At 72.5% G+C, this 19,548-nt stretch carries 19 protein-coding genes; 12 read left to right on the forward strand and 7 right to left on the reverse strand.

Annotation, left to right across the window (positions count from 1 at the left end):
* Window positions 1-64 precede the first annotated feature (64 nt).
* From ACWF79_RS27790 to paaA, 5 genes are read right to left on the reverse strand one after another with little or no spacing between them, the layout of a single operon-like run.
* Window positions 65-1,153, reverse strand: a complete 1,089-nt coding sequence (locus ACWF79_RS27790; RefSeq protein ID WP_453730894.1) for a 2Fe-2S iron-sulfur cluster-binding protein — start codon at window positions 1,151-1,153, stop codon at window positions 65-67.
* The gene (paaD, locus tag ACWF79_RS27795) at window positions 1,154-1,678 is read right to left on the reverse strand and encodes a 1,2-phenylacetyl-CoA epoxidase subunit PaaD (RefSeq protein WP_453730895.1); all 525 of its coding nucleotides are present in this window, start codon (window positions 1,676-1,678) and stop codon (window positions 1,154-1,156) included.
* Window positions 1,672-2,412: a 1,2-phenylacetyl-CoA epoxidase subunit PaaC gene (gene paaC / locus ACWF79_RS27800; protein WP_453730896.1), complete on the reverse strand. Its 741-nt coding sequence runs from the start codon at window positions 2,410-2,412 to the stop codon at window positions 1,672-1,674. Before paaC ends, paaD begins: the two co-directional genes overlap by 7 nt.
* Window positions 2,409-2,696: a 1,2-phenylacetyl-CoA epoxidase subunit PaaB gene (paaB, locus tag ACWF79_RS27805; RefSeq protein ID WP_362005482.1), complete on the reverse strand. Its 288-nt coding sequence runs from the start codon at window positions 2,694-2,696 to the stop codon at window positions 2,409-2,411. The genes paaC and paaB overlap by 4 nt, the downstream gene beginning before the upstream one ends.
* Window positions 2,693-3,730 (reverse strand): 1,2-phenylacetyl-CoA epoxidase subunit PaaA, encoded by a 1,038-nt coding sequence (gene paaA, locus ACWF79_RS27810; RefSeq protein ID WP_453730897.1) that lies wholly within the window; start codon window positions 3,728-3,730, stop codon window positions 2,693-2,695. Before paaA ends, paaB begins: the two co-directional genes overlap by 4 nt.
* A 113-nt stretch (window positions 3,731-3,843) precedes the next feature.
* Between paaA and ACWF79_RS27815 the strand changes: the two genes are divergently transcribed.
* The 3 genes from ACWF79_RS27815 to ACWF79_RS27825 are packed head-to-tail and all read left to right on the forward strand — an operon-like array spanning window position 3,844 to window position 6,514.
* Window positions 3,844-4,599: a DUF5819 family protein gene (locus ACWF79_RS27815; protein WP_453730898.1), complete on the forward strand. Its 756-nt coding sequence runs from the start codon at window positions 3,844-3,846 to the stop codon at window positions 4,597-4,599.
* Entirely contained in the window at window positions 4,596-5,846 is a 1,251-nt protein-coding gene (locus ACWF79_RS27820; protein WP_453730899.1) for an HTTM domain-containing protein, read from the forward strand. Before ACWF79_RS27815 ends, ACWF79_RS27820 begins: the two co-directional genes overlap by 4 nt.
* Entirely contained in the window at window positions 5,843-6,514 is a 672-nt protein-coding gene (locus ACWF79_RS27825; RefSeq protein ID WP_453730900.1) for a TrmH family RNA methyltransferase, read from the forward strand. The genes ACWF79_RS27820 and ACWF79_RS27825 overlap by 4 nt, the downstream gene beginning before the upstream one ends.
* A gap of 60 nt (window positions 6,515-6,574) precedes the next feature.
* Here the strand turns inward: ACWF79_RS27825 and paaN are convergent, their stop codons facing one another.
* Window positions 6,575-8,269 (reverse strand): phenylacetic acid degradation protein PaaN, encoded by a 1,695-nt coding sequence (gene paaN, locus ACWF79_RS27830; RefSeq protein ID WP_453730901.1) that lies wholly within the window; start codon window positions 8,267-8,269, stop codon window positions 6,575-6,577.
* Window positions 8,270-8,458: 189 nt separating this feature from the next.
* Here paaN and ACWF79_RS27835 point away from each other — a divergent pair, with 189 nt between their 5' ends.
* On the forward strand, window positions 8,459-10,141 hold the full coding sequence (locus tag ACWF79_RS27835) for a 3-hydroxyacyl-CoA dehydrogenase (RefSeq protein WP_453730902.1): 1,683 nt from the start codon (window positions 8,459-8,461) through the stop codon (window positions 10,139-10,141).
* Entirely contained in the window at window positions 10,138-10,731 is a 594-nt protein-coding gene (locus ACWF79_RS27840; protein ID WP_453730903.1) for a TetR/AcrR family transcriptional regulator, read from the forward strand. The genes ACWF79_RS27835 and ACWF79_RS27840 overlap by 4 nt, the downstream gene beginning before the upstream one ends.
* A gap of 33 nt (window positions 10,732-10,764) precedes the next feature.
* Here the strand turns inward: ACWF79_RS27840 and ACWF79_RS27845 are convergent, their stop codons facing one another.
* Window positions 10,765-11,289: an Lrp/AsnC family transcriptional regulator gene (locus ACWF79_RS27845; RefSeq protein ID WP_453730904.1), complete on the reverse strand. Its 525-nt coding sequence runs from the start codon at window positions 11,287-11,289 to the stop codon at window positions 10,765-10,767.
* 177 nt (window positions 11,290-11,466) lie between these two features.
* Here ACWF79_RS27845 and pdhA point away from each other — a divergent pair, with 177 nt between their 5' ends.
* From pdhA to ACWF79_RS27880, 7 genes are all read left to right on the forward strand, one after another.
* On the forward strand, window positions 11,467-12,627 hold the full coding sequence (gene pdhA, locus ACWF79_RS27850; RefSeq protein WP_453730914.1) for a pyruvate dehydrogenase (acetyl-transferring) E1 component subunit alpha: 1,161 nt from the start codon (window positions 11,467-11,469) through the stop codon (window positions 12,625-12,627).
* Complete coding sequence (locus ACWF79_RS27855; RefSeq protein WP_453730905.1) at window positions 12,627-13,655, forward strand: alpha-ketoacid dehydrogenase subunit beta; 1,029 nt, start codon at window positions 12,627-12,629, stop codon at window positions 13,653-13,655. Before pdhA ends, ACWF79_RS27855 begins: the two co-directional genes overlap by 1 nt.
* A complete protein-coding gene (locus tag ACWF79_RS27860; RefSeq protein WP_453730906.1) occupies window positions 13,655-15,007 on the forward strand; it encodes a dihydrolipoamide acetyltransferase family protein in 1,353 nt (450 codons plus the stop codon). Before ACWF79_RS27855 ends, ACWF79_RS27860 begins: the two co-directional genes overlap by 1 nt.
* Window positions 15,008-15,148: 141 nt before the next feature.
* Window positions 15,149-16,018: an NTP transferase domain-containing protein gene (locus ACWF79_RS27865; protein WP_453730907.1), complete on the forward strand. Its 870-nt coding sequence runs from the start codon at window positions 15,149-15,151 to the stop codon at window positions 16,016-16,018.
* Window positions 16,015-17,421 carry a molybdopterin molybdotransferase MoeA gene (locus ACWF79_RS27870; protein WP_453730908.1) on the forward strand — a complete coding sequence of 469 codons (1,407 nt, stop codon included), beginning with the start codon at window positions 16,015-16,017 and terminating at the stop codon, window positions 17,419-17,421. The genes ACWF79_RS27865 and ACWF79_RS27870 overlap by 4 nt, the downstream gene beginning before the upstream one ends.
* Window positions 17,360-18,484 carry a potassium channel family protein gene (locus tag ACWF79_RS27875; protein WP_453730909.1) on the forward strand — a complete coding sequence of 375 codons (1,125 nt, stop codon included), beginning with the start codon at window positions 17,360-17,362 and terminating at the stop codon, window positions 18,482-18,484. Before ACWF79_RS27870 ends, ACWF79_RS27875 begins: the two co-directional genes overlap by 62 nt.
* 10 nt (window positions 18,485-18,494) lie before the next feature.
* Window positions 18,495-19,490 (forward strand): NAD(P)H-quinone oxidoreductase, encoded by a 996-nt coding sequence (locus ACWF79_RS27880; RefSeq protein ID WP_453730910.1) that lies wholly within the window; start codon window positions 18,495-18,497, stop codon window positions 19,488-19,490.
* Window positions 19,491-19,548 lie beyond the last annotated feature (58 nt).

The raw sequence follows: 19,548 nt of genomic DNA on the forward strand, positions 1-19,548 counted from the left end.
CGGATCGTCAAGATAGAACAGGTTCTAGTGGAAGGGAATGGGTGCGGGGGACGGTCAGGGACGTTCAGCGGTCGAAGTCCAGCTCCACTTCGGAGGTGGCCGGGTGGGACTGGCAGGCCAGGACGTATCCGGCTTCGGTCTCCTCCGGTTCCAGCGCGAAGTTCCTGTCCATGCGCACCTCGCCGCCGACGAGGAAGGCGCGGCAGGTGCCGCATACGCCGCCCTTGCAGGCGTAGGGGGCGTCGGCGCGGGCGCGGAGCACCGTTTCGAGGAGCGTCTCGCCTTCCTGTACGGGCCAGTTGCCGGAGCGGCCGTGCAGGGTGGCCGTCAGCGTGGCGTGGACGGGCGCGGCGGTGGTGGAGGCCGGGGCCGGTGCCGATCCGTCGTCGACGTGGAAGATCTCCTGGTGGATCCGGGAGCGGTCGACGCCGAGTCCGCGCAGGGTGCGTTCGGTGGCGGTGACGAGGCCGAAGGGGCCGCACAGGAACCAGCCGTCGATGTCGTCGACGGGCAGCAGCGCGGGGAGCAGTTCGGTCAGCCGCTCCTGGTCGAGGCGTCCGGAGGGGAGGCCTGCCTGCTGTTCCTCGCGGGAGAGGACGGTGACGAGCTGGAAGCGGTCGGGGAAGCGGTCCTTGAGGTCGGCGACCTCGTCCAGGAACATCGTGGAGGAGGCGGTGCGGTCGCTCCGGACGAGGCAGAACCGGGCGTCCGGTTCCTGGGCGAGGAGCGTGGCCGCCATCGACAGGACCGGGGTGATCCCGCTGCCGCCGACGACGGCGGCGAAGTAGCCGGGGCGGGGCGTGAGGGTGAAGCGGCCCTTGGGCTCCATGACCTCGACGGTGTCGCCGACGGCCAGTTCCTTCAGGGCGTAGGTGGAGAACTCTCCGCCGTCGACGAGCCGGATGCCGACGCGCAGGACCGGGTCTTCGCCGATGGGGGCCGCGGGCGTGCAGATCGAGTACGTGCGGCGGATCTCCTCGCCGTCCCGGGCGGTGCGGCGCAGGGCGAGGTGCTGGCCGGGGGTGTGGCGGTAGGCGTCGCGCAGCTCGGGCGGTACGGCGAAGGTGACGGCGACGGAGTCGTCCGTGAGCTGCTCGACCGCACTCACCCGCAGAGGGTGGAACCCGGCCCGTCCGGCGCCTTGGGACACCATCTACAACTCCTTGAAGTGGTCGAACGGTTCGCGGCAGGCCGTGCAGCGGCGCAGCGCCTTGCACGCGGTGGAGGAGAAGCGGCTGAGCAGCTCGGTCTCGGTGGAGCCGCAGTGCGGGCAGCGGATCGCCAGGGTGAGGGGGACGGGGCCGCCGGCCGGGCCTTGGGGGCGGGGCGGGGCGATGCCGAATTCGGCGAGCTTGCGCCGTCCTTCGTCGCTGATGTCGTCGGTGGACCAGGCGGGGGTGAGGACGGTGACGACGGAGACCTCGGGGACGCCGTGTTCGTGCAGGGCGTGCTCGATGTCGGACGACATCGCCTCGATGGCGGGGCATCCGGTGTAGGTCGGGGTCAGCTCGACCTCGACGCGGCCGGGGCCGAGGATCTGGACGCCGCGCAGGACGCCGAGTTCTCCGAGGGTGAGGACGGGCAGCTCGGGGTCGGGGACGGCGCCGGCGATCCGGCTCAGCTCCCGCTCCAGGTCGGTGGTCTCCCGGTCGGTCAGGTCGGTCACGGTGGTCACCATGTCGCCCCCGGGTGGCTGCGGTGCAGATGCTGCATCTCGGCGAGCATCCGTCCGAAGGGCTCGGTGTGCAGGCCCTGCCGGCCGGCTCCCGCGCGCCAGCCGCCGGTGTGGGGGCCGCTCGGGACGGTGAGGGTGGCCTGCGTGAGGACGGCGGTGACGGACTCCAGCCAGGCGGCCCGCAGGGCCTCGTGGTCCACGTCGAGACCGGCGACGGGCTGGAACAGCTCGCCGGTGTAGCGCCAAAGGGCGTCGCAGGCGCGCTGCATGCGGTCGTGGCTCTCGGGGGTGCCGTCGCCGAGGCGGAGGGTCCAGTGCTCGGCGTGGTCCTGGTGGTACGCGACTTCCTTGACGGCCTTCGCCGCGAGCCCGCTCAGGGGGCCGTTCCCGGCCGCCAGCCGGCCGTAGAGGAGCCGCTGGTAGGTGGAGAAGTAGAGCTGGCGGGCGATGGTGTGGGCGAAGTCGCCGTTGGGCTGTTCGACGAGCTGGGTGTTGCGGAAGGCGCGTTCCTCGCGGAGGTAGGCCAGTTCGTCCTCGTCACCGACGAGGGAGAGCAGGACGCGGGCCTGGCCGAGCAGGTCGAGCGCGATGTTCGCGAGGGCGACCTCCTCCTCCAGGACGGGGGCGTCGCCGGCCCACTCCCCCAGGCGGTGGGAGAGCACGAGGGCGTCGTCGCCGAGGGCCAGGGCGGCTTCGGCGATCCCAGCGGTGTCGGTGGTGTCGATGGTCCCGCTCACAGGTGCTTCACCCCCTCGGGGATCTCGTAGAAGGTCGGGTGGCGGTAGGGCTTGTCGGCCGACGGCTCGAAGAACGGGTCCTTCTCGTCGGGCGAGGAGGCGGTGATCGCGGTGGAGGGCACCACCCAGATCGAGACGCCTTCGCTGCGGCGGGTGTACAGGTCGCGGGCGTTGCGCAGCGCCATTTCGGCGTCCGGCGCGTGCAGGCTTCCGGCGTGGGTGTGGGACAGTCCGCGGCGCGAGCGCACGAACACCTCCCACAGGGGCCATCCGTCGGTGGTCATGCCCGTGCCTCCCCGTGCTTGCCGGCGTATGCCGCCGCTGCTTCTCTGACCCAGGCTCCGTCTTCGTGGGCCCGGCGGCGCCGGTCGAGCCGCTGCTCGTTGCAGGGGCCGTTGCCCTTCAGGACGTCCTGGAACTCGGCCCAGTCGATGGGGCCGAAGTCGTAGTGCCCGCGCTCCTCGTTCCACCGCAGGTCCGGGTCCGGGAGGGTGAGTCCGAGGGCCTCGGCCTGGGGGACGGCGATGTCCACGAACCGCTGGCGCAGCTCGTCGTTGGAGTGCCGCTTGATCTTCCAGGCCATGGACTGCGCGGAGTGCGCCGACTCGTCGTCGGGCGGGCCGAACATCATCAGCGAGGGCCACCACCAGCGGTTCACCGCGTCCTGGGCCATGGCGTGCTGGGCCTCGGTGCCCCGGGAGAGGGCGAGGAGGGCTTCGTACCCCTGCCGCTGGTGGAAGGACTCCTCCTTGCAGATGCGGACCATCGCGCGGGCGTACGGGCCGTACGAGCAGCGGCAGAGCGGGACCTGGTTGGTGATGGCCGCGCCGTCGACGAGCCAGCCGATGGCGCCGACGTCGGCCCAGGTCAGCGTGGGGTAGTTGAAGATCGAGGAGTACTTCTGGCGGCCGGAGTGGAGCTTGTCGAGGAGCTCGTCGCGGCTGGTGCCGAGGGTTTCCGCCGCGCTGTACAGATACAGCCCGTGGCCCGCCTCGTCCTGGACCTTGGCCATGAGGATCGCCTTGCGGCGCAGCGAGGGCGCGCGGGTGATCCAGTTGGCCTCGGGCTGCATGCCGATGATTTCGGAGTGGGCGTGCTGGGCCATCTGGCGGACGAGGGATGCGCGGTAGGCGTCCGGCATCCAGTCGCGAGGTTCGATGCGCTCGTCGGCGGCGACGGCGGCGTCGAACACCGCCTCGTAGGCCGCCTGCGCCGCTGCCTCGGCCGCAGCCGTGGCAGCGTCCGGCGCACTCTGCGCGGCCGCCTGCGTCTTCTGTGCGTCCGCGGTCACTGCGGTCGCTGCCGTCCCTGCGGTCATCGGACTCCCTACCGACCGATCGTTCGGTTGAATGACTTCAATGGTCGGTCGGCGGCCCGTATGGTGTCAACCCTGTGGATAACCGAGGGTGGACGGATCGGGATCGGGGCGGGATGGAAGCACACGTCGAGGCGGACGCACACGAGGAGCAGCCACCGCCCGGGCCGACGCCGCAGGACCGCCGCGGCCAGGGCGTCGGTATCGCCTCTCTCTCGCTTCCGTACCAGGTCGCCGCGGCGGTCGCCCTCGCCGCTGTCGCGGTCTTCACCTGCGTCCACCTCGCGATGGTGTTCCTGCATGTCGCGCCGTCGAACACGCTGACCAAGCAGCACGGCGCGGCGGTGGACGAGTGGGTCTACCCCGAGTTCGAGCAGAACTGGAAGCTCTTCGCCCCCAACCCGCTCCAGCAGAACGTCTCGGTCCAGGTCCGCGCCGAGGTCGCGGGCGTCGGCGGCACCCCGCGCACCACCGCCTGGATCGACCTGACCGCGCAGGACGCGGAGGCGATCCGGGGCAGCCTCGTGCCCAGCCACGCCGAGCAGAACCAGCTCCGTCGGGCGTGGGACTTCTACGTGAACACCCACACCGACGACCACCGGCCGAACGGTCTGCGCGGGAGGCTCTCCGAGGAGTACGTCCGCCGGCTCGTCATGCTGCGTCTCGACAGCGTGACGCTCGACGGTGAGAAGATCGCCGGCAAGGTGGAGCGGATCCAGCTGCGCTCCAGCACGCGTGTCGTTCCCGCCCCGCCGTGGAGCACCGAGAAGACGAACACGGACCCCGTCCACCGGGAGCTTCCGTGGTGGAAGGTGAGCGCCGCCGATCTGCCGGGTGGGGCACGCGACGACCGCACGGAGGCGGGCCGGTGAACCGATCATCCACACCCCTGGAGCCCGGGAACGCCGCCGCCTCCGCGCGTCCCGAGCCGTTCGAGCGGCGGCTCGCGCGGGGCGTCCAGCGGGTCACCGCCTCGGCCCTCGGCCCGTACCAGACCGCGATCGTCCGAATCGGCTTCTCGCTCACCTGGCTCCTCTTCCTGCTGCGCGAGCTGCCCCACCGGCACGAGCTCTACGGCCCCGACGGCCCCTGGGCGTGGGGGATGGGCCGGCAGCTGATCGCCCAGAACGACGCGTTCACGGTGATGATGTGGTCGGACAGCGCGCTCTGGTTCGAGACCGTCTACGCGCTCGCCGTGCTCTCCGCCCTCCTTCTGCTGCTCGGCTGGCGCACGCGTGCCATGTCGGTGGTCTTCATGGTCGGCGTGCTGTCCCTGCAGAATCGCTCCGTCTTCGTGGGTGACGGCGGCGACAACGTCATCCATCTCGCAGCGGTCTACCTCGTCCTGACCCGCTGCGGTCAGGTCTGGTCCCTGGACGCCCGCCGGGCCGCCCGCGAGGCCGAGCGCGCGGGCGCACCCCGCCGGGACGTCGTCGGGCCGCTGCTGTGGACGGTGCTCGGCGGCCTCCTGCTCGCCGCCACGTACTTCTCCGACACCAACGGCTCGGCCTGGCTGCTGGTGCTGCTGTGGGTGCTGTGGCTCGGACAGGCGCTGTGGTGGCTGGTGTGCCGCTACGCGCCGGGCGAGCCGCGCACCCTCCTCGACGTCCTCGCCAACCTCACGCACAACGCCGCCCTCGTCGTGATCATGGCCGAGGTCTGTCTGATCTACGCGACGGCCGGCTGGTACAAGATCCAGGGTTCGCGCTGGCAGGACGGGACCGCGCTCTACTACCCGCTCCAGCTGGACTACTTCTCGCCCTGGCCCGTCCTGTCCGACCTGCTGGGCTCCAGCGGCGTGATGGTGATGCTGCTGACCTACGGCACCGTGCTGATCCAGGTCGCCTTCCCCTTCGCTCTGTTCAACCGGAAGGTCAAGAACGTCCTGCTGGTCGCGATGATGCTGGAGCACGCCGGCATCGCCGTGCTCCTCGGGCTCCCCCTCTTCTCGCTGGCGATGATCTCCGCGGACGCGGTCTTCCTACCGACGGCGTTCCTGGTGTGGCTGGGCGCACGGGTGGGGCGCGGCAAGGACCGGCTGCTGTCCCGGCCGCGTGGCGCGGTGCCCGACCAGCGCCGTACGGATGAGGAGGCCGCCCCCCGTACCCTCGTGGGGTGAGCACCGCTGAACAGTCCGAGCCGATCCAGTACGACGACGGGTACGCCCCCGAGGTCGGCGTGGGGCCGCATCCGCTGCCCTGGCCGGACGGTGAGCTCTACGACCGGGAGCTGCTGGCCGACGGGGACCGGCGCAACGTCGTCGACCGGTACCGGTACTGGACGCGCGAGGCGATCGTCGCCGACCTGGACACCCGGCGGCACGACTTCCATGTCGCGGTCGAGAACTGGGGCCACGACTTCAACATCGGATCGGTGGTGCGGACCGCCAACGCCTTCCTGGCGAAGGAGATCCACATCGTCGGGCGGCGCCGCTGGAACCGGCGCGGGGCGATGGTCACCGACCGCTACCAGCACGTGCGCCACCACCCGGACACCGAGTCGCTGACGGCGTGGGCGGCGGCCGAGGGCGTGCCGATCATCGGCATCGACAATCTGCCGGGCGCCGTCCCGCTGGAGCGGACGGTCCTGCCGCGCCGCTGCGTGCTGCTCTTCGGCCAGGAGGGTCCGGGCCTCACCGAGGAGGCCCGGAACCACGCGGAGATGGTCTGCTCGATCGCCCAGTTCGGCTCGACCCGTTCGATCAACGCGGGCGCCGCCGCGGCGATCGCGATGCACGCGTGGGTGCAGCGGTACGCCGAGATCTCGGAGACCACCCCGGGCGAGTGAGCCGGAGCGGCCTCGCGAAGGCCCCGGAGGGCCCCCGCGAGGGCCGTGGATCGCCGTACGTCACGCCTGGCGGCGGACCTCCACCACACGGAAGCGGTTGGCGACGAACGCTCCGTCGCACAGGGCCGCGTTCGCCGCCGGGTTTCCGCCGGAGCCGTGGAAGTCGGAGAACGCCGCCGTCTGGTTGACGTACACCCCGCCCGTCAGGTTCAGCGAGAGCTGGGCCGACTCCTCCAGGCAGACCTCCTCGACCGCGCGCTCGGTCTCGGGCGACGTCGTGTACGCCCCGACCGTCATCGCGCCCTTCTCACGGACCGTGCGCCGCAGCAGCTCCAGCGCGTCGGCCGTCGAGTCGACGGAGACGGCGAAGGAGACCGGGCCGAAGCACTCGGAGAAGTAGGCCGCCTCCGGGTCCGGCTTCGAGGCGTCCAGCTTGACGATGACCGGCGTACGGACGACGGCGTCCGGGAAGTCCGGGTTCGCCACCTCGCGGGAGGCCAGCGCCACCTCGCCGAGACCGGCGGCGGCCTCCAGGCGCGCCTTCACGTCCGGGTTGACCAGGGCGCCGAGCAGGGCGTTCGCCCGGGCGTCGTCGCCGAGGAGACCGCCGACGGCCGCAGCGAGGTCGGCGACGACCTCGTCGTACGACTTGGGGCCCGCGTCGGTGCTGATGCCGTCGCGGGGAATCAGCAGGTTCTGCGGGGTGGTGCACATCTGGCCGCTGTACAGCGACAGGGAGAACGCCAGGTTGGAGAGCATTCCCTTGTAGTCGTCGGTGGAGTCGACGACCACCGTGTTGACGCCGGCCTTCTCCGTGTACACCTGCGCCTGGCGGGCGTTGGCCTCCAGCCAGTCGCCGAAGGCGGTCGAGCCGGTGTAGTCGATGATCCGGATCTCCGGGCGGACGGCCAGGGTCTTGGCGATGCCCTCACCGGGCCGCTCGACGGCCAGCGCGATCAGGTTCGGGTCGAAACCGGCCTCGGCGAGGACCTCCCGGGCGACGCGGACGGTGAGCGCCAGCGGGAGGACGGCGCGCGGGTGCGGCTTGACCAGGACGGGGTTGCCCGTGGCGAGAGAGGCGAAGAGGCCCGGGTACCCGTTCCACGTGGGGAAGGTGTTGCAGCCGATGACGAGCGCGATGCCGCGGGCGACAGGGGTGAACGCCTTGGTCAGCTCCAAGGGTTCCCGCTTGCCCTGCGGCTTGGACCAGTCGGCGCCGCCGGGGGTGCGGGTCTGCTCCGCGTACGCGTAGGCCACGGCCTCCAGGCCGCGGTCCTGGGCGTGCGGGCCGCCGGCCTGGAACGCCATCATGAACGCCTGGCCGCTGGTGTGCATGACGGCGTGCGCGAACTCGTGGGTGCGGGCGGAGATGCGGGCGAGGATCTCCAGGCAGACCAGGGCCCGGGCCTCGGCGCCGGCGTCGCGCCAGGCGGCCATGCCGGCGCGCATCGCGGGCAGCAGGACGTCGATGTCGGCGTGCGGGTACTCGATGCCGAGCGCCGGGCCGTACGGCGAGGTCTCCTCGCCGGTCCAGCCGTCCGTGCCGGGCTGGTCCAGCTCGAAGCGGGTGTTCAGCAGGGCCTTGTACGCCTCGAGGCCCGCGGCGGCGTCCAGCGAGCCGTTCTCACCGTAGGCCTTGGGGTGCTCGGGGTGCGGGGACCAGTAGGCACGGGTGCGGATCGTGTCGAGTGCTTGGTCGAGTGTGGACCGGTGCTTCTCGGCCAGAGCGTCGGTGGTCAGCTGAGCGGCGGCCATGGCGGGACCAACTCCTCGTCGAGCTAGATCGGTTCGGCGCGTGTGACGCCTGCGCGGAGCTTCCACGACGGGTGGTCGCGGAAGACGGGTGGGCAGGGACGAGCGGACAGAGTTAGAGTAACCGAACGATCGGTCGGGACAAGGGGGTCTGTCGAAGCTGTGGACAACCCATCGGGGAGGATCAGTCGTATGACCGCCAATGTGAGCGACTCCGCGCCGGACGCCGCCCCGGCCACGGCCCCGGATCTGGGTGCCGAAGCCCTCGACCGGAGCCGTACCGTCGCCGTCGTCGGCACGGGGACCATGGGCCAGGGGATCGCACAGGTCGCCCTGGTCGCCGGGCATCCCGTACGGCTCTACGACAGCGCCCCCGGCCGGGCCGAGGAGGCCGTGACCGCCCTCGCCGCCCGACTGGACCGGCTGGTCGAGAAGGGGCGCCTCGACGCGGCAGGACGCGACGCCGCCGTGGCCCGGCTGCACGCCGCGGCCGAGCTGACGGAGCTGGCCGACGCGGCCCTGGTCGTCGAGGCGATCGTCGAGCACCTCCCGGTCAAGCAGCAGCTGTTCGCCGACCTCGAGAAGATCGTCGGCGACGACACCCTCCTCGCCACCAACACCTCCTCCCTCTCCGTCACCGCGATCGCGGGAGGGCTGCGACTGCCCGGCCGGTTCGTCGGACTGCACTTCTTCAACCCGGCGCCGCTGCTGCCGCTCGTCGAGGTCGTCAGCGGCTTCGCCACCGACGCCTCGGCCGCCACGCGCGCGTACGAGACCGCGAAGAGCTGGGGCAAGACGCCGGTGCGCTGCGCCGACACCCCCGGATTCATCGTCAACCGCATCGCTCGGCCCTTCTACGCGGAGGCGCTGCGGGTGTACGAGGAGGGCGCGGCCGACCCCGCCACCATCGACGCGGCCCTGCGCGAGAGCGGCGGCTTCCGCATGGGCCCGTTCGAGCTGACCGACCTCATCGGTCAGGACGTCAACGAGGCCGTCACCCGGTCCGTCTGGGACTCCTTCTTCCAGGACCCCAAGTTCACCCCCTCGCTCGCCCAGCGGCGCCTGGTCGAGTCGGCGCGGCTCGGCCGCAAGTCGGGGCACGGATGGTTCCCGTACGGGGACGGCGCGACGGCCCCCGAGCCGCACACGGCGCCGCCCGCCGAGGCGCCGGCCTCGGTCACCCTCCAGGGAGACCTTTACCAGGCGCGGGCGCTGGTGGGGCTCTTCGAGGAGTCCGGGATCGCCGTCGAGCGCGCCGACGACGCCGTACCCGGCTACCCGGGCTGGATCGAGCTGCCCAGCGGGACCCGGCTCTTCCTCGCCGACGGAACCGCCGCCGACGACGCCGAGATGCCGGTCATCCACATCGACCTGGCGCTGGACTTCGCCACCTGCGAGCGGATCGTCCTGGCGCCCGCGGCGACGGTGGAGGACGTCTCTCTCCAGGAGGCGATCGGCCTGTTCCAGGCCGCGGGCAAGAAGGTCAGCGTCATCCGCGACGTCCCCGGCATGATCGTCGCCCGTACGGTCGCGATGCTCGCCGACTTCGCGTACGACGCCGCCACGCGCGCGGTGGCGGACGCCGACGACATCGACACCGCGATGCGGCTCGGCGTGAACTACCCGCGCGGCCCCCTCGCCTGGGCCGAGGAGCTGGGCGCGGGCTGGGTCCTGGAGACGCTGTCCAACCTCCACGAGGAGTACCCGACGGGCCGCTACGCCCCCTCGCAGGCCCTGCGCCGCCGCGCCGCCGCGGAGCAGGCGGCGGCCGACCGGCGCGACCGGGACGCGGACGCGGCCGACCGGCGCGACCGGGACGCGGACGCGGCGGACCGGCGCGACCGCGACGCGGCCGGTGAGGAGGCCTCGGCATGACGACCCCGAAGCGGGACACCTACACCCCCGAGTCCCTGCTCTCCGTCGCCGTGGGCGTCTTCAACGAGCGGGGCTACGACGGCACGTCCATGGAGCACCTCTCCAAGGCCGCGGGGATCTCCAAGTCCTCGATCTACCACCATGTCGCGGGCAAGGAGGAACTGCTGCGCAGGGCCGTCAGCCGCGCGCTCGACGGGCTCTTCGGGATCCTCGACGAGCCGGGCGCCGGGCGCGGGCGTGCCATCGAGCGGGTCGAGTACGTCACCCGGCGCACCGTCGAGGTGCTGATCGCCGAGCTGCCGTACGTGACGCTGCTGCTGCGGGTCCGGGGCAACACCGACACCGAGCGCTGGGCCATGGAGCGGCGCCGGGAGTTCGACCACAAGGTGGCCGATCTGCTGAAGGCGGCGGTGGCCGACGGGGACCTGCGGGCCGACGTGGACATAAAGCTCGCCACCCGGCTGCTCTTCGGCATGATCAACTCACTGGTGGAGTGGTACCGGCCCCTGCCGGGCGCCCATGGCGACCGGGAGCAGCTCGCCGACACCGTCGTCCACCTCGCCTTCGACGGGCTGCGGACGGCCCGCTGAGGCCTGTCCGCGGGCCCGTCCCGGTGCGGACCGTCAGTGGTGCGGGTCGAGGTCCGTCTCCTCGAAGACCAGCAGTGTGCGGGTGGAGAGCACCTCCGGGATGGACTGGAGCTTGGTCAGCACCAGCTCGCGCAGCGTCCGGTTGTCCGGCGTGTGCACCAGCAGGAGGACGTCGAAGTCCCCGCTGACCAGGGCGATGTGCGCGGCGCCCGGCAGTGCCTGGAGCTGCTCGCGCACGGTCCGCCAGGAGTTCTGGACGATCTTGAGCGTGATGTACGCCGAGGCGCCGTGGCCCGCCCGCTCGTGGTTGACCCGCGCGCTGAAGCCGCGGATCACCCCGTCGTCGATCAGCCGGTTGATCCGCGCGTAGGCGTTGGCCCGGGACACATGGACCCGTTCGGCCACGGAGCGTATCGACGCGCGACCGTCCGTCTGCAGGATGCGCAGGATGTCCCGGTCGATCGCGTCGAGCGGGCGCGCGGGCGTGCCCTGGGGGGCTCCGGCCGGGCTCTGGGGCAGCGCCTGCTCCCAGCCGTCGGCCATTTGTTCATCCGCCATGTCCCCCCACCTCTCATCCATGGACGACATGTCTCCATCCCAGGCTGTGGAGAACCGATTGTCCACAGGCTGAGGGTGCCTGTAGCCAAAATGCCTCCACGACCGAACAATCGGTAGGTGAGGCGCACCACATTCGCGCCACCCGCCTTCGGGTCTTATGCCCGCTCCCACGAGGAGGTGGACTCGTTGCAACAGCGCAGTTCGACAGTCCAAGAGCCGCCCGGTGCCGCGACCGCCTACCGGCCCACCCCGCCCCCGGCGTGGAAGCCGCGCACCGACCCCGCCCCGCTGCTGCCCGACGCCGAGCCCTTCCGGGTCCTCGGCACGGACGCGGCGGCCAAGGCCGACCCCGAGCTGCTGCGGCGGCTCTACGCGGAGCTCGTGCGCGGCCGTCGGTACAACACGCAGGCCACGGCGCTCACCAAGCAGGGCCGACTGGCCGTCTACCCGTCGACCACCGGGCAGGAGGCCGCCGAGGTCGCGGCCGCCCTGGCCCTGGAGGACCGGGACTGGCTCTTCCCCTCGTACCGCGACACCCTGGCGGCCGTCGCCCGCGGCCTGGACCCGGTGCAGGCGCTGACGCTGCTGCGCGGCGACTGGCACACCGGGTACGACCCGCACGAGTACCGCGTCGCACCGCTGTCCACCCCGCTCGCCACGCAGCTCCCGCACGCGGTGGGGCTGGCCCACGCGGCCCGGCTCAAGGGTGACGACGTGGTCGCCCTCGCCATGGTCGGCGACGGCGGCACCAGCGAGGGCGACTTCCACGAGGCGCTGAACTTCGCGGCCGTCTGGAAGGCCCCGGTGGTCTTCCTCGTGCAGAACAACGGCTTCGCGATCTCCGTGCCGCTCGCCAAGCAGACCGCGGCCCCCTCGCTGGCCCACAAGGCCGTCGGGTACGGCATGCCGGGCCGGCTCGTCGACGGCAACGACGCCGTCGCCGTCCACCAGGTGCTGACCGAGGCCGTGGCACGCGCGCGGCGGGGTGGCGGACCGACGCTGGTCGAGGCCGTCACGTACCGGATCGACGCCCACACCAACGCCGACGACGCGACCCGCTACCGCGGGGACAGCGAGGTCGAGACCTGGCGGGCGCACGACCCGATCCTCCTCATGGAGAGGGAGCTGACGGAGCGTGGCCTGCTCGACGAGGACGGCAGGCGGGCGGCGGCCGAGGCCGCCGAGACGATGGCGGCGGAGCTGCGTGAGCGGATGAACGCCGATCCGGTCCTGGACCCGATGGATCTGTTCGCGCACGTCTACGCCGAGCAGACGGCACAACTGCGTGAGCAGGCGGCGCAGCTGCGGGCCGAGCTCGACGCCGAGAGCGAGGCGTGATGACCACCGCGCAGAAGCCTGCGGAGAAGAAGGTCGCGGCCAAGCCCGCCACCATGGCGCAGGCGCTCCAGCGGGCGATGCGCGACGCGATGGCCGAGGACCCGACCGTCCATGTCATGGGCGAGGACGTCGGCACGCTCGGCGGCGTCTTCCGGGTCACCGACGGGCTTGCCAAGGAGTTCGGCGAGGACCGCTGCACGGACACCCCGCTGGCGGAGGCCGGCATCCTCGGTACGGCCGTCGGCATGGCGATGTACGGGCTGCGGCCGGTCGTCGAGATGCAGTTCGACGCCTTCGCCTACCCGGCGTTCGAGCAGCTGATCAGCCATGTCTCCCGCATGCGGAACCGCACGCGGGGCGCGATGCCGATGCCGCTGGTGATCCGGGTGCCGTACGGCGGCGGGATCGGCGGTGTGGAGCACCACAGCGACTCCTCCGAGGCCTACTACATGGCGACGCCGGGCCTCCACGTCGTCACCCCGGCGACGGTCGAGGACGCGTACGGACTGCTGCGGGCGGCGATCGCCTCGGACGACCCGGTCGTCTTCCTGGAGCCCAAGCGGCTCTACTGGTCGAAGGCCGACTGGCGGCCCGAGGCGCCGACGCCGGTGGAGCCGATCGGCAAGGCCGTGGTGCGGCGCGCCGGCCGCAGCGCGACGCTGATCACGTACGGTCCTTCGGTGCCGGTCTGCCTGGAGGCGGCCGAGGCGGCGCAGGCAGAGGGCTGGGACCTGGAAGTGGTCGATCTGCGCTCGCTGGTGCCGTTCGACGAGGAGACGGTCTGTGCGTCGGTGCGGCGCACCGGGCGGGCGGTCGTCGTGCACGAGTCGGCCGGGTTCGGCGGGCCGGGCGGGGAGATCGCGGCGCGCGTGAGCGAGCGCTGCTTCCACCACCTGGAGGCGCCGGTGCTCCGGGTCGCCGGGTTCGACATCCCGTACCCGCCGCCGATGCTGGAGCGGCACCACCTGCCGGGCGTGGACCGGGTCCTCGACGCGGTGGCGCGGCTGCAGTGGGAGGCGGGGAACTGATGGCCCAGGTCCTTGAGTTCAAGCTGCCCGACCTCGGCGAGGGGCTGACCGAGGCGGAGATCGTGCGCTGGCTGGTGGACGTCGGCGACGTCGTCGCCATCGACCAGCCGGTCGTGGAGGTCGAGACGGCGAAGGCCATGGTGGAGGTGCCGTGCCCGTACGGGGGCGTGGTGACCGCCCGCTTCGGCGATGAGGGCAGCGAACTGCCCGTCGGGGCGCCGCTGCTGACCGTCGCGGTCGGCGGGGCTGCGGGCTCGGGTTCGGCTTCGGGGTCGGCGTCCGTGGCTGTGGTGGACGCGGCAGGCGCGGCCGAGTCCTCGGAGTACTCCGGCAACGTGCTCGTCGGGTACGGCACGGCGGGACCGGCGGCCAGGCGTCGCCGGGTGCGGCGCGAGAGCCCGGCGGCCCCGGCCGTCGCTCCGGCCCCCGTCCCGGTTCCGGCCGCGGCTCCGGCCGCCGTCGACGGGCCGGTGCCGGTGATCTCGCCGCTCGTGCGGAAGCTGGCCCGGGACAAGGGACTCGATCTGCGCACGGTACGGGGGTCGGGCCCGGACGGGCTGATCCTGCGGGCCGACGTGGAGTCCGCCCTGGCCGCCGCCGAGCCGGCCGCCACGAGTCCGGCTCCCGCCGTGGCCGCGGGGGCGGGCGTGGCAAGCGTGGCCGCTGGTGACCGTGTGCCGCTGCGCGGAGTCCGGGGCGCCGTCGCCGACAAGCTCTCCCGCAGCCGTACGGAGATCCCGGACGCGACCTGCTGGGTCGACGCCGACGCGACCGAACTCATGGCGGCGCGGGCCGCGATGAACGCGGCCGGCGGCCCGAAGGTCTCGCTCCTCGCGCTGCTCGCCCGGATCTGCACCCATGCGCTCGCCCGCCACCCGGAGCTCAACTCCACGGTGGACATGGCGGCGCGGGAGATCGTCCGCCTGCCGTCCGTGCACCTCGGGTTCGCGGCGCAGACCGAGCGCGGTCTGGTCGTTCCGGTGGTCCGGGACGCGGGCACGCGGTCGGCGGAGTCGCTGACGGAGGAGTTCGCGCGGCTGACGGAGTCGGCGCGGAAGGGAACGCTGACGCCGGGGGACCTGACCGGCGGGACGTTCACGCTGAACAACTACGGGGTGTTCGGGGTCGACGGCTCCACGCCGATCATCAACCACCCGGAGGCGGCGATGCTCGGGGTGGGCCGGATCATCCCCAAGCCGTGGGTCCACAACGGCGAACTGGCGGTCCGCCAGGTCGTCCAGCTGTCGCTGACCTTCGACCACCGGGTCTGCGACGGAGGCACGGCGGGCGGCTTCCTCCGCTACGTCGCGGACTGCGTCGAACACCCGGCGGTGCTGCTCCGCACCCTCTGACCCACCGAGGCCCGGCGGCCGGCCAAGGACACCCACGCCGCCGCCGGGCCCGGCGCGCCCCTGCGCGGGGCGGAGCGCCCGTCGTCTTCCTCCTTGAGACGGCTGGGGGCTCTTGGGCCGGGCGCAGCTCATACTGCTGGGGTGACGACCTTGTATGACGCTGTCGTGCTGGCCGGCGGGGCTGCCAAGCGGCTGGGTGGGGTGGACAAACCCGGGCTGCGGGTCGGAGGGCGGGCGCTGCTCGACCGGGTGCTCGGCGGATGCCGGGGAGCCGGTCGGACCGTGGTCGTCGGGGCGCGGCGCGAGACCGTACGGCCCGTGGTGTGGGCGCGGGAGGAGCCGCCCGGTGGGGGGCCGCTGGCCGCGCTCGACGCCGGGGTGCGCGAGGTCGCGGCCGGTGCGGTGCTCGTCCTCTCCGCCGACCTGCCGTTCCTCGACGAGGGGACCGGCCTGCGGCTCCTGGACACCCTGACCGCCGCGCCCGACGCCGACGCGGCCCTCCTGGTCGATGCCGACGGCCGCGACCAGCCGCTCGTCGCCGCGTACCGCACCGAGGCCCTCCGCCGTGAGCTGGCTCACCTCACCACCGCGCACAGCACCCTCTCCGGGCTCCCGCTGCGTCTCCTCACCGAGGGACTGCGGCTCGTCCGGGTCACCGCAGGCCCCCTCGCCTCCTTCGACTGCGACACCTGGGAGGACATCGCCGCGGCCCGGGCCAGGATCAGGGAGCATGGGAACGTGCTGGACGAATGGATCACCGCAGTCAAGGACGAACTGGGCATCGAGATCGACGTCGACACCGGCGTGCTGCTCGATCTGGCCCGGGACGCCGCCCACGGGGTCGCCCGCCCCGCCGCGCCGCTGACCACCTTCCTGGTCGGGTACGCGGCGGCGAAGGCGGCCGCCGAGGGTGCTGTCGCCGGCTCCGAGGCCGTCGCGGAGGCGTCCCGCAAGGCCGCCGCCCTCGCCAACCGCTGGGCCGCCGAGGCGGAGCGGGACACGGCCGGATGACACCCCATGACGAAGGCGACGACGACGGCGTCGACGAGGTCCTTGCCCTCGTCGCCCCGCAGCGCGGCGCGGAGCTCCCGTCGACCACCGACGAACCGCACCGCGCCACCGCCTGGCCCGCCGCGCGGGCCCTCGCCGCCCGCGCCGGGGCCACCGTGGGCGCCGCGCGCCCGCCCCTCCGTACGCCGCTCGACCAGGCCCTGGGCCAGGTGCTCGCCCAGCCGCTTCACGCGCTCACCGACCTGCCCTCCTTCGACACCTCGGCCATGGACGGCTGGGCGGTCGCCGGGCCCGGGCCCTGGGAGATCCGCGCGCACGACACCGTGCTCGCCGGCCACGCCCCCGCCGCCCCGCTGGAGGACGGCGCCGCTGTACGGATCGCCACCGGCGCTCGCGTACCGCCCGAGACCTCGGCGGTCATCCGCAGCGAGCACGCCCGCACCGACGCGAGCGGCCATCTGCACGCCCGGCGCGAGGTCGTGCCCGGCCAGGACATCCGCCCCCGGGGCCAGGAATGCCGCGCCGGTGACCGGCTGCTGCCCGCCGGGACCCAGGTGACCCCCGCCGTCCTCGGTCTCGCGGCCGCCGCCGGGTACGACGAGCTGCCGACCCGCGTCCGTCCCCGCGTGGAGGTCCTCGTCCTCGGAGACGAGCTGCTGACCTCCGGACTCCCCCACGACGGGCTGATCCGGGACGCCCTCGGCCCCATGCTCGGCCCCTGGCTGAACGCGCTGGGCGCCGAGGTGCTCGCCACCCGACGGATCGGCGACGACGCCGAAGCCCTCCTCGCGGCCGTCACCCGCTCCCCGGCCGATCTGGTGATCACCACCGGCGGCACGGCCTCCGGCCCCGTCGACCACGTCCACCCCGTGCTCGCCAAGGCGGGAGCGACCCTGCTCGTCGACGGGGTGAAGGTCCGCCCCGGCCACCCGATGCTGCTCGCGCGCCTCGACGCCGACCGGCATCTCGTCGGGCTGCCCGGCAACCCCCTCGCCGCCGTATCGGGTCTGCTCACCCTGGCCGAGCCGCTGCTGCTGGCCCTCGCGGGCGCCGCGCTCCCGCCGCCGTACCGGGGCCCCATGGCGGACGAGGTGCAGGGCCATCCCCACGACACCCGGCTCGTTCCGGTCGTCCACCGTGACGATCAGGTCGTCCCTCTGCGCTACCACGGTCCCGCCATGCTCCGGGGGATCGCGGCGGCGGACGGGATGGCCGTCGTACCGCCCGGCGGCGCGCGGCCCGGCGACGCTCTGGAAATCCTCGACCTCCCCTGGCCGGGCTCTCTCTCGTCGCCCGGACCCCTCGCCTCGCCGGGTTCCCTCACCGGCGGAAGCCCGCGCCATGTCCAGGGACAGCCCGAAGCCCGGAAGGAGGGTGTTTCACGTGAAACTTCCCAGCCGTGACGTGATGGCCCGCCACGCGGACGAGAAGGTGTCCCCCAGCCGGGTCCGGATGCCCCGCCGTGTCGTCGAGAAGCCCCTACGGCAGGTGACCAAGCGCCTGTTGATGGCTCTGGGCGTGCTGGCCCTGACGACGCTCATCGTCTATGTCGACCGCGACGGCTACCACGACAACGCCAACGAGACCCTCGACTTCCTCGACTGCGCCTACTACGCGACCGTCACCCTCTCCACCACGGGTTACGGCGACATCGTCCCGTACAGCGACTCGGCGCGGCTCGTGAACATCCTGTTCGTCACGCCCCTGCGCGTACTGTTCCTGATCATCCTGGTCGGCACCACTCTTGAGGTCCTCACCGAGCGGACCCGGGAGGAGTGGCGGCTGAACCGTTGGAGGTCCACCTTGCGTGACCACACCGTCGTCGTCGGCTTCGGCACCAAGGGCCGTTCCGCGATCCAGACGCTCTGCGCGACAGGGCTGCGCAAGGACCAGATCGTCATCGTCGACCCGTCCACCAAGGTCATCGAGACGGCGAACGCGGACGGGTTCGTCGGCGTGGTCGGCGACGCGACTCGTAGCGATGTGCTGATCCGCGCCGAGGTGCAGAAGGCACGTCAGATCGTCATCGCCACCCAGCGCGACGACACCGCCGTCCTGGTGGCGCTCACCGCCCGGCAGCTCAACAGGGGCGCGAAGATCGTCGCCGCCGTACGGGAGGAGGAGAACGCGCCGCTGCTGCGCCAGTCCGGAGCGGACGCCGTGATCACCAGTGCCAGCGCCGCCGGACGGCTGCTCGGCCTCTCCGTGCTCAGCCCCAGTGCCGGCACGGTCATGGAGGACCTCATCCAGCAGGGTTCGGGCCTCGATCTTGTGGAGAGGCCGGTCATAAAGTCCGAGGTGGGCAAGAGCGTACGGGAGACCGAGGACCTCGTGATCAGCGTGTTGCGCGGGCACCGGCTGCTCGGTTACGACGATCCGGCCGCCAGTCCCCTGCAGTTGACGGACCGTGTGATCACCATCGTGCGCGCGGCGCCCGTCACCCCGCTGTCCACGCCGCCCGAGTAGCCTCGCCGCCATGCATGCGATCACGATTCCGGAACCCGGTGGTCCCGAGGCCCTCGTCTGGGCCGAGGTGCCCGATCCCGTGCCCGCCGAGGGCGAGGTCCTCGTCGAGGTGGTGGCGAGCGCCGTCAACCGTGCCGATCTGCTCCAGCGACAGGGCTTCTACGACCCGCCGCCGGGCACCTCTCCATACCCCGGCCTCGAATGTTCCGGCCGGATCGCCGCGTTGGGCCCCGGAGTGTCCGGCTGGTCGGTCGGCCAGGAGGTGTGCGCGCTGCTGGTGGGCGGCGGCTACGCGGAGAAGGTCGTCGTCCCCGTCGGTCAGCTGCTGCCGGTACCGGAGGGCATGGACCTCGTGACGGCCGCGGCGCTGCCCGAGGCGGTCTGCACCGTCTGGTCGAACGTGTTCATGGTCGCCCATCTGCGGCCCGGCGAGACGCTGTTGGTGCATGGTGGCGCGAGCGGCATCGGCACGATGGCGATCCAGCTCGCCAAGGCGGTGGGTGCGAAGGTCGCGGTCACCGCGGGCGGCCCGGAGAAGCTCGCGCGCTGCGCCGAGCTGGGCGCGGACATCCTGATCGACTACCGCGAGCAGGATTTCGTCGAGGAGCTGCACAAGGCCACGGACGGCGCCGGGGCGGACGTGATCCTGGACATCGTCGGAGCGAAGTACCTGGAACGCAACGTGAAGGCGCTCGCGGTCAACGGCCGGCTGGCCGTGATCGGTCTGCAGGGCGGCGTGAAGGGCGAGTTGAACCTCGGCGCGCTGATGTCCAAGCGGGCCGCGATCGCGGGGACGACGCTGCGCGCCCGCCCGACGCACGAGAAGGCGGCCATCGTCGCGGCGGTGCGCGAGCACGTCTGGCCGCTGATCGGCTCCGGCACGGTACGCGCGGTGGTCGACCGCACGGTGGAGATGCGGAACGCCGCCGAGGCGCACCGGGCCCTGGACTCCGGCTCCCACGTCGGCAAGGTGCTCCTGCTGGCGCCCGAGCGGCCCGAGGCCTGACGCCCGCTCGGCGCCCCGCCTCCCGCGGACGCGTCAGGGCCCGGCACACCGTGGGTGT

This window comes from Streptomyces sp. NPDC054975 (assembly GCF_053609105.1).

Bases quoted from the DNA above. Each gene is read 5' to 3' on its own strand.
- ACWF79_RS27790 (WP_453730894.1), bottom strand. From the start codon at position 1,153: ATGGTGTCCCAAGGCGCCGGACGGGCCGGGTTCCACCCTCTGCGGGTG.
- paaD (WP_453730895.1), bottom strand. From the start codon at position 1,678: ATGGTGACCACCGTGACCGACCTGACCGACCGGGAGACCACCGACCTG.
- paaB (WP_362005482.1), bottom strand. From the start codon at position 2,696: ATGACCACCGACGGATGGCCCCTGTGGGAGGTGTTCGTGCGCTCGCGC.
- paaA (WP_453730897.1), bottom strand. From the start codon at position 3,730: ATGACCGCAGGGACGGCAGCGACCGCAGTGACCGCGGACGCACAGAAG.
- ACWF79_RS27815 (WP_453730898.1), top strand. From the start codon at position 3,844: ATGGAAGCACACGTCGAGGCGGACGCACACGAGGAGCAGCCACCGCCC.
- paaN (WP_453730901.1), bottom strand. From the start codon at position 8,269: ATGGCCGCCGCTCAGCTGACCACCGACGCTCTGGCCGAGAAGCACCGG.
- ACWF79_RS27835 (WP_453730902.1), top strand. From the start codon at position 8,459: ATGACCGCCAATGTGAGCGACTCCGCGCCGGACGCCGCCCCGGCCACG.
- ACWF79_RS27840 (WP_453730903.1), top strand. From the start codon at position 10,138: ATGACGACCCCGAAGCGGGACACCTACACCCCCGAGTCCCTGCTCTCC.
- ACWF79_RS27845 (WP_453730904.1), bottom strand. From the start codon at position 11,289: ATGGCGGATGAACAAATGGCCGACGGCTGGGAGCAGGCGCTGCCCCAG.
- ACWF79_RS27855 (WP_453730905.1), top strand. From the start codon at position 12,627: ATGACCACCGCGCAGAAGCCTGCGGAGAAGAAGGTCGCGGCCAAGCCC.
- ACWF79_RS27860 (WP_453730906.1), top strand. From the start codon at position 13,655: ATGGCCCAGGTCCTTGAGTTCAAGCTGCCCGACCTCGGCGAGGGGCTG.
- ACWF79_RS27870 (WP_453730908.1), top strand. From the start codon at position 16,015: ATGACACCCCATGACGAAGGCGACGACGACGGCGTCGACGAGGTCCTT.
- ACWF79_RS27875 (WP_453730909.1), top strand. From the start codon at position 17,360: ATGTCCAGGGACAGCCCGAAGCCCGGAAGGAGGGTGTTTCACGTGAAA.
- ACWF79_RS27880 (WP_453730910.1), top strand. From the start codon at position 18,495: ATGCATGCGATCACGATTCCGGAACCCGGTGGTCCCGAGGCCCTCGTC.